Annotated in this window: 11 protein-coding genes; 7 read left to right on the top strand and 4 right to left on the bottom strand. The window is 37.6% G+C overall.

Annotated elements, in window-relative coordinates; genetic code table 11:
• The first annotated feature begins 123 nt into the window (after positions 1 to 123).
• Positions 124 to 459 (top strand): n-acetylglutamate synthase, encoded by a 336-nt coding sequence (locus MWU78_RS16170; protein ID WP_246999604.1) that lies wholly within the window; start codon positions 124 to 126, stop codon positions 457 to 459.
• 307 nt (positions 460 to 766) lie between these two features.
• Here MWU78_RS16170 and MWU78_RS16165 read toward each other — a convergent pair whose 3' ends face one another.
• Complete coding sequence (locus tag MWU78_RS16165) at positions 767 to 1,255, bottom strand: nuclear transport factor 2 family protein (RefSeq protein ID WP_246999602.1); 489 nt, start codon at positions 1,253 to 1,255, stop codon at positions 767 to 769.
• A 384-nt stretch (positions 1,256 to 1,639) separates the two neighbouring features.
• Between MWU78_RS16165 and MWU78_RS16160 the strand changes: the two genes are divergently transcribed.
• From MWU78_RS16160 to MWU78_RS16135, 6 genes are all read left to right on the top strand, one after another.
• Positions 1,640 to 3,358 (top strand): hypothetical protein, encoded by a 1,719-nt coding sequence (locus tag MWU78_RS16160; protein ID WP_246999600.1) that lies wholly within the window; start codon positions 1,640 to 1,642, stop codon positions 3,356 to 3,358.
• 5 nt (positions 3,359 to 3,363) lie between these two features.
• A complete protein-coding gene (locus MWU78_RS16155) occupies positions 3,364 to 4,848 on the top strand; it encodes a mannitol dehydrogenase family protein (RefSeq protein WP_246999599.1) in 1,485 nt (494 codons plus the stop codon).
• 367 nt (positions 4,849 to 5,215) lie between these two features.
• Positions 5,216 to 5,818 (top strand): TetR/AcrR family transcriptional regulator, encoded by a 603-nt coding sequence (locus MWU78_RS16150; RefSeq protein WP_246999597.1) that lies wholly within the window; start codon positions 5,216 to 5,218, stop codon positions 5,816 to 5,818.
• 59 nt (positions 5,819 to 5,877) lie between these two features.
• Positions 5,878 to 6,132, top strand: coding sequence for a hypothetical protein (locus MWU78_RS16145; protein WP_246999595.1), 255 nt, complete (start codon positions 5,878 to 5,880; stop codon positions 6,130 to 6,132).
• A 140-nt stretch (positions 6,133 to 6,272) separates the two neighbouring features.
• Positions 6,273 to 7,007 (top strand): SDR family oxidoreductase, encoded by a 735-nt coding sequence (locus tag MWU78_RS16140; protein WP_246999593.1) that lies wholly within the window; start codon positions 6,273 to 6,275, stop codon positions 7,005 to 7,007.
• 178 nt (positions 7,008 to 7,185) lie between these two features.
• The gene (locus tag MWU78_RS16135; protein WP_246999591.1) at positions 7,186 to 7,515 is read left to right on the top strand and encodes a TfoX/Sxy family protein; all 330 of its coding nucleotides are present in this window, start codon (positions 7,186 to 7,188) and stop codon (positions 7,513 to 7,515) included.
• 355 nt (positions 7,516 to 7,870) lie between these two features.
• Here MWU78_RS16135 and MWU78_RS16130 read toward each other — a convergent pair whose 3' ends face one another.
• The 3 genes from MWU78_RS16130 to MWU78_RS16120 form a co-directional block, all read right to left on the bottom strand.
• Positions 7,871 to 8,464, bottom strand: coding sequence for an outer membrane beta-barrel protein (locus tag MWU78_RS16130; RefSeq protein ID WP_246999589.1), 594 nt, complete (start codon positions 8,462 to 8,464; stop codon positions 7,871 to 7,873).
• 207 nt (positions 8,465 to 8,671) lie between these two features.
• Positions 8,672 to 11,044, bottom strand: a complete 2,373-nt coding sequence (locus tag MWU78_RS16125; protein ID WP_246999587.1) for a leucine-rich repeat domain-containing protein — start codon at positions 11,042 to 11,044, stop codon at positions 8,672 to 8,674.
• A 144-nt stretch (positions 11,045 to 11,188) separates the two neighbouring features.
• Positions 11,189 to 12,361, bottom strand: a complete 1,173-nt coding sequence (locus MWU78_RS16120) for a hypothetical protein (RefSeq protein ID WP_246999585.1) — start codon at positions 12,359 to 12,361, stop codon at positions 11,189 to 11,191.
• Between the last annotated feature and the right edge of the window lie 213 nt (positions 12,362 to 12,574).

Below are 12,574 nucleotides of genomic sequence, written 5' to 3'. Positions count from 1 at the left end.
AGAGCCCTTTTGCTTGGAGATCTACCTATCCCGCAGGTACTGTAGCGCTTAATGTATAACTTACATACAAACTATTGTGAATTACATTCCACAATTGAAAAGTATATAATTTGAGAAAATGAAATGAATTATAACAACAAAGCTTTTAGACCCATTAAAAATTCTGAAAATGGAGAGACATCAGAAGATACCATTTTTGAGTATAATCAAAATGGCCCAATTTTGACTTCAGATTATAGTGGTGGACAAATTGTTAAAGGGCATTTAATTGGACTGGTGGACAAAAACGGAAATATTGAAATGAGCTATCACCAAATAAACACCAAAGGCGAAATAATGACGGGAATTTGTTTCTCAAAACCGGAAGTTCTGCCGAATGGTAAAATTCGTCTGCACGAAAGTTGGGAATGGACTTCAGGGGACAAATCAAAAGGAATGTCCATTCTAGAACAACTATAAAGCCAACCATACCCATGGGCTCATGTAATTGCTGCTTCTCATCTCTTCCAAAATAGAATCGTTAGTTTTAAATAGCTAACTAGCATTGGATTCAAGAAAATTCCATTAAGCCCAAAAATGTGACTGCTGGAATTGGGCAGTCGTAAATAAATTGGAAATTGGCTTGTTTCAGTGTCAAACCCTGGATAAATAACCTGTAAATCCAAATTAAATTGGTTGACGGACAATTTTTGTTAGAGTTGTCCGCCACCAATTATTAATTAAAAGTTTGGAAAAATCAATAAAAATAGCAGAAGTGTTTTCTGAATTACATTCCAGACTTAACAGCTTTAGTAGTTGTGCTCATATCTCGGATACAAACATATTTGCCGTCCCGTTTCTGAAAATACGACATATAATTTCCATTTTCCACTTGCTTACCGGAAGCGTCAAAATCGGTCCAGGACCCTATCTCAACCGCTGAATCCCCCTCTACGAATAGGTCCACAATTTTGTATACACTGTAATTGTCTGTTGTATCTTTTGCAATATTGTTTGCAATATATTCCCTTATGGCCGCCTTACCCACAAGAGGCTGTCTATTTCGGCTATAACTGATGGCGTCATCACTGTAATAGGCAACAACGGCATCGGCATCCTTGGCTTTTTCACCTGCCGAATATGCGTCTTCCATAGCTTGAATTTCGCTCGTTATTTTTTCCATATCAACTGTTACCTTTTTTTCGGCCGGTGAGCACGCAACAAAGGTCATAGCTATACCTACTAAAATTCCAAATAATCCAATTTTTTGTCTCATAATGATCATGTTTTGGTTTGTTATTGAATGTACAACTTAAGCATGGCAATAACTATATTAATCGTGCCTATATCATTTATTGAAGGGAATAAGGTTAAAATCACCTATCATCTGGCATAAAGGATGGATTCTGATCACAAACGGAGCAAATAGTTGACTGAAATTTTTTGTGCAAATCATTGAACCCTTGTCCTAAAAGAAATTGGTTTTAATGGAACAATCGTTAAGACGAATGAATCTTTTAACCGAAAACTATCTCCTTTTTGTTAACTTGATGTTCCTTATGAAATTTATCAAGCATTTTTCCGATATTAGGCCACCAGTCCAGTTTTATTATCTTAAACCAAATCAATTGCAACAACTGATACAACACTTACTTAAAATATGAACAAGACCAAAGATTTTGAACAATTTGAAAACCTAGAAGATGAACAGCTACCAGTCCCCAAACATAAATTACATGATTGGACCCATTTTGCCGGACTATATGCCGCCGAGCATGTAGCCGCTACCGAATTTGTTATTGGGGCAACATTTGTGGCACTGGGGGCAAAAACAATGGACATTTTATTGGGACTATTGATTGGCAATATTTTGGCCGTGCTCAGCTGGACCTTCATTACTTCCCCTATTGCAGTTGACACCCGACTTAGTCTCTACACCTATCTTAACAAGATTGCGGGCGATTCCATGACCAAACTTTACAATTGGGCGAATGTGATCATCTTTTCAGTCATCTCCGCTGCCATGATCACCGTATCGGCAACGGCGGTTCGTTTTGCCTTTGATATCCCCGCACAACTTAACTGGTACCCCACCAATCTTTGGTTTATTCTGATTGTATTTGGGGTGGGTATAGTGGTGGTATCCATAGCCCTATATGGTTTTAATGCAGTTTCCGAATTCTCCGGAATCTGTGCTCCTTGGCTATTTGTGATGTTTACTAGTGGTGCCATGGTACTTTTACCTGCCTTATCCCTTGATGTCTTGGCGAAGACCATACCATCTGGCTGGGATGATTTTGTAGCCTTGGGCAATCAATCCATCTGGACGGGAATTGATAGTAACGGGGAACCGGGCATTGGCCTGATCGAGGTGATTGGATTTGCCTGGGCAGCCAATACCATTACCCACTTCGGTCTAATTGATATGGCCCTTCTGCGTTTCGCAAAAAAGAAAATATACGGGCTGGCTACAAGTACCGGAATGATGTTTGGGCATTATGTAGCATGGATCGCCGCCGGTATTATGGGGGCAGGAGCGGCAGTGATCTTAGGGAAATCCATAGTGGAACTCGATCCCGGTGATGTTGCCTTTTATGCTTTGGGATGGTCTGGATTCGTCATTGTTATTGTGGCTGGTTGGACTACCGCCATTACCAACCTTTATAGGGCCGGGTTGGCAGCGCAAGCTATCTTCTACAACCACTCCCGAAAGACAACTACCATAGTGGTCGGTTTAATAACTATCGTAATAGCATGCTTTCCTTTTGTGTTTTCACAAATACTTCCGCTATTGACCTACGCCGGATTATTGGTTGTTCCTGTAGGTGCTATCGTATTCGCCGAACATCAGATCTTCCCAAGAATAGGATTTACCAGGTATTGGTCGGCCTATCGTAATTTAACCTTCAGCACTCCGGCTGTAGCCTCATGGGCATTGGGATTGTTGTTCGGTTTTGGGTTGAACGCCCTTAACGTAATGTCCTTCTTCTATCTCTTTATCCCCACCTGGGTTTTCACAATCCTAGTTTATACTTTCCTAGCTGCCCGTTATGGTGCCAAGAAATCCTATCCTGAGGCAGAGCAACAGGAAAAAATGCGCAATGAAAAAATTGCAAATTTTCAGGAGGAAAAAGGAAAATTGGAAAAGAAGCATATAAAAGATACTTCCATTTTTTCAGGAATTTTAAAAATTATTTCAATAATTGCCCTTATCATAACCATGATATTGGCTTGTATTGTGCTTTTTGGTAGTGCTGATGAAAATATTTATATAGCAAATCGCGCACAATTTTATCAATACGCATTCATTTGTACAATACTCTATTTTGTTACTGCCTATTGGGCCTTTCAGCGTTTAAAACAATTGCAAAAAAACTAAAAGTAATGGATACTACTATTATACTCAATCAAAAGAATTTAACTCAAATTACAGACCGTATACCCAATTTGGATTACGATAGAAATAATATTAAACCGGGAATGGTACATATTGGTGTGGGCGGTTTTCACCGTTCGCATCAGGCTTTTTACACCCATGAACTTATGAATAAATACAATGCCCCTGAATGGGGTATCTGTGGAGTAGGTTTACGGGAAGGTGATAGAAAAATACACGACGTTCTTAAAAAGCAGGACGGTCTTTATACCCTTATCGTTAAACATCCTGACGGAAAAATAGCACCCAGTATAATAGGTTCAATATGCGATTTCTTATTAGGGGTGGACAACCCTATGCTTGTCATAGAACGCATGGCCGACCCCGCTACCAAAATTCTCTCGCTGACCATTACCGAAGGAGGCTATAATTTTAAACCTTCCACTGGTGAATTCGATTTTGAAAATCCCGATATTCAACACGATCTAAAATATCCAGATAACCCAAAAACCGTATATGGGTATTTAACGGCCGCTCTAAAAAAACGTCGGGAGGCAAAACTACCAGCCTTCACCATTATGTCCTGCGATAACATTCAGCACAATGGCGATATGGCACGTAAAATGTTATTATCATTTGCCAAGGAACAAGATGCATCATTGGCCGGTTGGATAGAAAAAGAGGTGTGTTTCCCAAATAGTATGGTAGACCGCATAACACCGGTAACCACCCAATCTGATATTGATTATCTAGCAAAAACATACGGAATAAAGGATGAGTGGCCGGTAACCTGTGAGCCATTTATACAATGGGTAATTGAGGATAATTTTTCGGATGGGAGACCCGAATTGGAGAAAGTTGGCGTGCAATTTGTTCCCGATGTGAAACCCTATGAGAAAATGAAGCTCCGTCTATTAAATGCAGGGCATTCGGTTCTAGGACTATTGGGGGCACTACACGGGCACAAAACCATTAATGCCTGTATGGAAGACAAAACCTTCGTTACTTATTTGAGAACCTTTATGGACAAGGAAGCAACACCAGTCTTGGATGAAGTTAAGGGGATTGATCTTAAAGATTACAAAGACAGTTTGGAGGCGCGCTTTGCCAATCCTAACATAAAGGACAGTGTAAGCCGTATTTGTTCGGAAAGTTCTGCAAAACTGCCGAAATTTTTAATAGCAACGCTTGAAGAAAATTTAACGGCTGGCAAAAGCATTGAATTTGCTACCTTGGTTATCGCAGCATGGTGCTATTACAGCGATAAACAATCAGATAAAAATGGACAGCCCTTGGAAATTATAGATGCCATGAGCAATGAGCTTCATATGGCTGCAGCACAAACCGCATCAGATCCTCTGGCTTTTATTAAACAGGAATCCCTTTTTGGTGATTTGGTTAAAAATCAACGTTTTTCAGACTTATACACTATTATGGTTCAGAAAATCTATAGGGATGCCAATATCAAAAAATATATGCAGGAAATGATTTAAAGCTAAGTAATGAGACGCCTACGATAAATAGTTAAGGTAATTTTTTTCTTAAATTACCTTAACTATTTCCAATAACACGATGGTAGGAGCTGCTTTATAGGTCTTAATCTGCGTTAAGGGATAAAAAATACCTAAATGAGTTCTTCAAAATGTTAATTGAGGTCTTAAAAATAGGGTGTACAAAGTTCCAGTTCCTCCTGTTTCCCCATCGGAGATAAAAGTACCTACAGCCAATTCCTTTGTTCAACACTTCTAGAAATAGAAGAAAATGAAGTAAAGGTTCCATACAACTCACCTATTGGTCAAGAGAATAAAACCAAAACAATAAAACATTCTAACTAGTATTTTTTTTTGCTACATTTGCATTATGCAACAGGAGTTGAAGTCTGAACTTACCAAACAAATAATCATTGATGAGGCATTTAAACTATTCTATGAAAATGGTTTTAAAACGACCAGCATCGATAAAATAATGAATGCCACCAGTCTTACAAAGGGGGCATTTTATCATCATTACAAAAATAAAAAGGAACTAGGACTGGAAGTTATTGGATTAAAATTGCAAAATAGGGTGTATAGCAGTATGATACTGCCATTATATGGTACTGGAGATGCCTTAAAAATATTGGAAACAACTTTTCTAGATCGTATAAAATCCTTTCCCTTTTATGACAAGCAGCATGGCTGCCCAATGAATAATTTTATTAATGAAATTGGCGACTTTGAATCTGCATATCAAACCGCTTTAAAGAGTATCATAGAACAGTGGAAATCCGCCTTGGCCACATTGATCGAAAGAGGTCAAGAAGAAAACTCGATCAACAAAAATATTTCCAGTCGGGCCGCGGCCGTGTACTTAATAAGTGCCTTTGAAGGTATTCGTGGAATTAGAAAACTATACGATAATGATTTGATCCTGGATGAATATATTACAGGACTTGCCGTATACTTAAAACAATTGGAAGCTTAATTTTTTTTTGCCCCTAAAACATACCTATTAGAATGTTATTAAAATATTAACAAAAATAAATGAAGAATATCACAGATCAGATTATCAATATTGTGGCAATTATTATAATGACCTTTTTTGCCATTCCCAAATTATTAGGAAAACCACAAAGTATTGCTGGTTTTAAACAATTTGAAAATGCCATTGGTTTAGATGCCGATTTTTTCCGAATATTTACAGGTGTTTCCGAATTGGGATTAGCTGCTATGTTGGTAGTCTTTGCAATCAGTACAAATAAAATCATTGGAAAAGTAGCTTTTTCATTGCTCCAATAACCATGGTAACAGCACTGGGATTGGAATTTTATGCTAGACCCAAACCGGTAACGTTTCTAGTCATAATTGCTATCATTTTAGCATTGTTATCCCTTTACAAGTTAAAAACCATAAAATAATTCCTTAAAAATATTGTTCGCATGAAATTAGAAAATAAAGTCATTATCGTAACCGGAGCTTCAAGAGGTATTGGAAAGGAAGTGGCGTTACTTTTGGCCGAAAATGGTGCTAAAGTAATTGTAAATCACTCCAATAGTAAAGCGGAAGCCCAATCAGTCGTAGCGACCATAATTAAAGCAGGCGGTAATGCTTTGGCCGTAAAAGCTGATGTAAGTAAACGAGAAGAAGTAAGTCTTTTATTCGATAAAACCATAGAGACTTATGGCAAGGTAGATGTATTGGTCAACAACGCAGGCATTATGATTTCCAAAAAAATAAAGGATAATACCCAAGAAGATTTTAGCCGACAATTTGATGTTAATGTAAGGGGGATTTTTAACACCTTACAAGAAGCGGACAGCAGATTGGCCGACAATGGAAATATTATAAACTTTTCTTCAAGTACCGTAAAATTAATGTTTCCAACCTATGCACTATATTCTGCCTCCAAGGCAGCTGTTGAGCAAATGACCCGTGTGTTTTCCAAAGAAATCGGTAGAGGAATATCCGTAAATGCATTGGCTCCCGGAGCTACGGAAACAGAGTTGTTTTTAAAGGGGAAATCGCAAGAAACCATAGATAGACTAAGTGCCATGAATGCTTTTAACCGATTGGCACAACCAATTGATATTGCCCGAGTGGTACTATTTTTGGCCAGCGATGAGTCCAAATGGATTTCAGGCCAGGTTATTGGCGCCAATGGTGCTTTGGTGTAATCCGGTATCCATATGGGATGGTTTGACATAACCCCTTTATTTAGTGAAGGTTGGGCGTTTATATTTATTTATTTTAATTTGCATAATGTGACATAATGGGATTCCACAATATTTATTAGGCCGACTAAACTCGACCCCATTATGACTACACTTTGACCCAAAACCTAACAAAAGGATAATGGCTTACAGTGAAATACTTGCAAATAGAATTAGGAAAGCCTTGGCACACTTGCCGAATATTGAGGAAAAGAAAATGTTCGGTAGTTTGGCATTTATGGTCAACGGTAAAATGTGTTTAACAGCTGGGCCACAGAGAATAATGTGCAGAATAGACCCAGCCCTTCATGAACTGCAATTACAAAAGGATGGATGTACGAAAGTTGTAATGGGAGGGCGGGAATATCGAGGTTACATCCATATAAAAGAAGGGAATTTGGAAAAGGAAAAAGACTTTGAACATTGGATAAAACTCGCCCTGGATTACAATAAACAACTTACCAAGTGCTAGGGAAAATGACCCGTCTTTTGCCAGCTTTTTGTAGCCTCACCCCTTTCAAGATCGGCTACAATTCTGGGCTGACAGAAAATATTTTATTCAATAAAATATCCTACATTCTTAACATCATTAAGCTTATAAAAAACATACAACCTTCCTATATTAGATTATAAACTTGATAATGCACCCGTATATCCCTCATGATTTTTTGACTTTACAAATGCCTTTAATCCATTGTCAGTTTCTGTTGTACTGGAAGATTCTTTAATTCATTATTAGGGCATGTTGATATGAACAAAGCAATAATACTTATGTAACATTATCGCTTAATTTGTTTTATTTAGACTTGTAAAAATCACACTAGGACTTAATTATTTTTGCTTTTTTTACCAAAAGTAAATAGATACCCTACAGAAAAGAGCAGGGCCTTCGTTTCGGTATATTGATCGGGGAGACCATCGATACCAGCAGAATATCGGACTTCTCCCAAAATTCTTCCCGGACCAAGGTCATATGTTAAACCGGCTCCAAACTGTATACCCAGATCCACTTCATCAATACCCTCTCTTTTTTCTTCTACGTTCCCAGTAACTGTTGAAATATTTAGTGGAACCGCGGCAAAGGCACCAACGATACCATAATACTTTAAAGAGTTGGCTCCGAAGCTCAGCTTTAACAACACCGGCACCTCCAAATAATCATATACTTCCTCTGTTTCCTCATCCAAAAAATTGTCGTAAACAGAACCCTTGGGAGAATAATTTACTTCCATTTGAAAAGAAACTAAATGACTATATCCAAAATTAAGGATTAAACCAAAGTTGGAAGCTGTGACCGAACTGGCATCCGAAAGATCATAAAGATCTGTATTCTGGACTCCATATTTTAGTCCTATGGCCGTTTGTGCACTCACACTCATAAAAGATAATAACAGTACGGTTAATCCTAAGAATTGTTTCATAATCATATATTTAATTGGTTAATTTTATAATCTTTCTCGAACTTAATAACTCTATAACTCCCTAATTCGGTTATTATGAAAATCAATATGTCAGAGTCTTTAATGTGCCTGCATTCTGTAATAAAAATGACATCATTTAACTTGCTGGCGAAAAATCCTCAATACTTTTCCTAATATTTTATAGCCATTCAGTATACCTCCATATGACTACTCGCTACAGTCTGTATCATTCACCTCAAGTTCTATACTAATTATTGTATTATATGATGAGTGTAAATCCCATATCTCCTGAGGTATACACAAAGCAGGATTATTAAGTAAATTAATGTGGTTCAAAGTTGACAAATTTCCCAGAAAAGTTGGGTAAGAATTGAAGTTGTTATTACGAATTACAAGGACTTCTAATTGTTTTAAGTTTTCGATTTCAGATGGCAGGGAACTTAAATAATTACCCATTACAATTAAATCTGTCAGCTTGGTTAAATTCCCAATTTCGGATGGTAATGAACTTAATTTATTATTGTTTATATCTAAATATTTTAAATAAGTCAAATTACCTATTTCCGGAGGTAAAACCTCTATGTTATTGTTCGTAAGAATTAACATTTCTAATTGAGTTAAGTGTCCTATTTCAGGAGGTAAAAGGTTTATATTTAATTCCCATAAGTTTAGCCTAAAAACTCTTCCAAGATAAGTAAATCCAATGCCGTAAGTAGTAGATAAATAATCAATTACTTCTTCACTATCTCTAGACTCCCATCTTGGATCGGAAACATCAATACCATTCACTTCCAATATTTTTTTAATAGCCGCAGCATCGGTAAATAAATCGTATACCGCGTTTTCAGTTCCATTACCATTTACTACTATCGTATTATTAAACTCATTAATATCATCAGCTACCGTCAAAGAACCAGAATATTGTTGAGCGGCAATAGGGGAAAACGATACCCTTATTTCCTGTTGGCTATTAGCTGCTATGCTCCCGTTGACCCAATCTAAGGAATACCCTTGTGGAATATCGGAAATTGAAATAACAACATTGGATTCTGAATTATTGGTAATAGTAAATATTCTGGTGTCCGTGGTGTTTATTTGAACATTACCAAAATTAAGTTCTCTGGTCAACTCCAGGCCGCCACACGGGGCAACCTTAGCCTTTACCACGGATTTGGTATCCCGTAAAACCGTTCCATCGGCTTTTTTTGCATACAATTCCAGTTTTTGGTCAGCCTCGCAGCCCATTTTCCATGTAAATTCGGCCACCCCGTCCATATTGGTAAAAATTTTGTCCTCTACCAATTCCCCTGTTCCTTCTTTGATTTCGGCATAGACCATTACACCGGCAACCGGGTTCTCCCTTGAGTCCAGTACCTTTACCTTCACCGGGCTATCCAATTCCTTACCACCCGATGCTTCTATCTCGGTTTCGGAAAGAAGTTTTGTTTCGTAAGGCATCTCGTAAATGCGTCTTGGGCTGCCCACGGGCCATGAATATGCGTAGGACTTTCCCTTAAACAACTTTGTACTCGCCCCCAGTCTAAAATCTATTCCCCTTTGGGCATAAAAATCCCAGTCCAAATCACTATCGCTTAGAGTGGCCGTCGCATTAAAAGTATCATAAGGGACAAACTCCATAAAAGGTCCTGCTACACGATAAAATTGAATTTCCAATTTAGGAACTATCTCATGCCTAATATTTAAATTGACCTTACCATCTACCTTCACTTCCAAGTCCTCAGAGGTATTCGCTGCTGAGAAATCACTGGAAAAGGCCTCATCATAATCCAAAGAGGCATTCACATTAAAAGTTTGCGTATAGGCAATGGTCTCAGTGAGCGAACCTGAAAAATCGACCACTATCTTGTCATATATAGAAAGTTTATAGGTTACGAAAACAACTCCATACAATTGATTAATTTGAATTGAGCCCAATTCAATTATTTCCTCACTAGTCATTTCACCGGAAGCGGTTATATCCAATTCTCCAGAAATGGTTAGGGGTGCATCAATTATTTTAACATTGAAAGTTTTGGAACCAAAATCTATCTCTCCATTAATATCCGGGTCAAAACTTAGATTTCCATTAACCCCAATCGATCCTATTTCATCCCTGTACAATTCCTTATTAAAGGCAACCGAAAAATCCGATGCTTTATTACTAAGTGCATCCTTCCCCGTTGTCGTACTTCCAAAAACAAGAACTCCGTCTATAAAATATTCGTCCAAACTGGCGTCTTCAACCGTTACAAGGTCTTGATCCTTGCCCGTGACCTTAACCATAAAACCGGTTTCACTATCCATAAGTACGGTGCCAACGGTAATCTTGTTAGATAGATCAGCGTCTGAAATGGCAATGGATTTTATGTTGCTAGTGGCTGTGGTATCTATTACTAAATTATATGATGTAATATTCAGCCCTTTCTCAGAAACCGTTAGCCCGCCTTCTATTATGGGTGCTGGCTTTTCTTCAAATTCCTCCTCGGTTTCCTGGACCTTATCGGAAACAGGGCCTTCATCCGACTTACTACAAGAAATTATAAATAAAAATAGAACGATGTATAAGTAATGTTTTTTCATTTTTGGTCGGTTTAGAATTTACATATCAACAGAGATTAGAAACAAATTTCTATTTCCTGCAGGGTCCACTGTTTTAGTGTTAATGACTATAATGACCGGATTGAAAAAAAACTTGCAAAAAATTCTATTGCTTATTCATGTCGATTATAATTTCTCATAGTTTTCCTGATATCTTCCATCTATATGTCCATCCGCATCATTATCCAATTCATCAAGAATGATTAAATTTGTTGCATTTACATCAATACTATCCTTAAATACCACATAGGCGCGACCAGGGGCATTAACATCCTCATAAACTATTCCTGTGACATCTTCTTCGGTATATTTATATTCGAAGAATAATAATCTACTCTCATTTTGTTCGTATGCCCAGTTTCCAAAGGTCGTAGCTACCGACCAAGTATTTTGACCATATGAACCATTTACATCCCGTTCGTCATATCTATAGGCCCAGGAAAAAGTACCGTCCGTATTCAAATTCAGTTTTACATAATCCAAGGTTTGACAATAGTTCCCATCACAATATTCCTCGCCTGCATTTATATTCTCAAGTTGTCCTTCATATAATTCCTCATAGGATGTTAGGGACCAATTGGCAATCAAGGCTTCATTTCCTCCCCATGCCTTAATAGTTACACATTCTTCCTTAGGTACACTAATGTTGCCCTGATTATCATATACCCAGATTACATAACAGAACTCCCCAGACGTTAATTGAGGATCAAAATTCACATTGATTGACCAGTATGAAGCTTTAATTTTAGAGTTTAGGCCGTAATTTTTCGAAAATCTAGAGTTATTAAAACCAAATTTGGCTTCTTTCTTATTGCTAGCATTTTGAATTACGTCTACATCAAAATAACTATCAGCAGCTATGCTGTCCTTTACCTTAAATTGCACATAAGCTCCAGCAATGTCCCCATCAGAGGAAAAAACGGGAATATCAAATCCCTCAATAATGTAGGCATTTGAACTTGGACCCAATATGTCCAAGGATATTGCCCCATTGGAAGTTGGTGGAGCACCCTGTACTTTTGTACTTCCCCCCATGATTATTTGGTCTGATAGTTCGTTGGAAGAGGCAGAAGTGGAATTACTTCCTGGGTCTTGGTCATCACCATCCCCATCGGTCCCATCCGTGTTTTCTTCACCGTCGTCTATGACATCCGCCACTTCATCTGCATTGTCCTTGGTAGATGAATCATCACTGCTACAACCTAGAAGAAAGCCAATCAAGGCGAGGATTAAAACAATACTTTTTAAGGCTGTTCCCAATGTTAAAATAAATTTATCTTGTAGAATATATTTAATCATATCGTGTTAGGATTAGTTAATATGCTACCCACGAACAACCATTCCCCCGTGATTCAATTACGAAAATCAAGCAATAAGCCGATAGAATATTTATATGTTATAATTTTAACATAAAAATGTTAAAATTATCCTTTTAATCGTTAAGATGCCTTTTATTATCGATAAAATACAATAAATATGTTAAAATTTTAGGAATTATTTACAATTTCACAT

The sequence above is a fragment of the Arenibacter sp. F26102 genome (genome assembly GCF_023015865.1).
Lineage (GTDB): Bacteria > Bacteroidota > Bacteroidia > Flavobacteriales > Flavobacteriaceae > Arenibacter.
The sequence above is the reverse complement of the archived record's forward strand: the minus strand, read 5'-3'. Positions and strand labels throughout refer to the sequence as shown.

Coding starts and splice junctions, on each gene's coding strand:
- MWU78_RS16170 (WP_246999604.1), top strand. CDS start 124: ATGAATTATAACAACAAAGCTTTTAGACCCATTAAAAATTCTGAAAAT.
- MWU78_RS16165 (WP_246999602.1), bottom strand. CDS start 1,255: ATGAGACAAAAAATTGGATTATTTGGAATTTTAGTAGGTATAGCTATG.
- MWU78_RS16160 (WP_246999600.1), top strand. CDS start 1,640: ATGAACAAGACCAAAGATTTTGAACAATTTGAAAACCTAGAAGATGAA.
- MWU78_RS16155 (WP_246999599.1), top strand. CDS start 3,364: ATGGATACTACTATTATACTCAATCAAAAGAATTTAACTCAAATTACA.
- MWU78_RS16150 (WP_246999597.1), top strand. CDS start 5,216: ATGCAACAGGAGTTGAAGTCTGAACTTACCAAACAAATAATCATTGAT.
- MWU78_RS16145 (WP_246999595.1), top strand. CDS start 5,878: ATGAAGAATATCACAGATCAGATTATCAATATTGTGGCAATTATTATA.
- MWU78_RS16140 (WP_246999593.1), top strand. CDS start 6,273: ATGAAATTAGAAAATAAAGTCATTATCGTAACCGGAGCTTCAAGAGGT.
- MWU78_RS16135 (WP_246999591.1), top strand. CDS start 7,186: ATGGCTTACAGTGAAATACTTGCAAATAGAATTAGGAAAGCCTTGGCA.
- MWU78_RS16130 (WP_246999589.1), bottom strand. CDS start 8,464: ATGAAACAATTCTTAGGATTAACCGTACTGTTATTATCTTTTATGAGT.
- MWU78_RS16125 (WP_246999587.1), bottom strand. CDS start 11,044: ATGAAAAAACATTACTTATACATCGTTCTATTTTTATTTATAATTTCT.
- MWU78_RS16120 (WP_246999585.1), bottom strand. CDS start 12,361: ATGATTAAATATATTCTACAAGATAAATTTATTTTAACATTGGGAACA.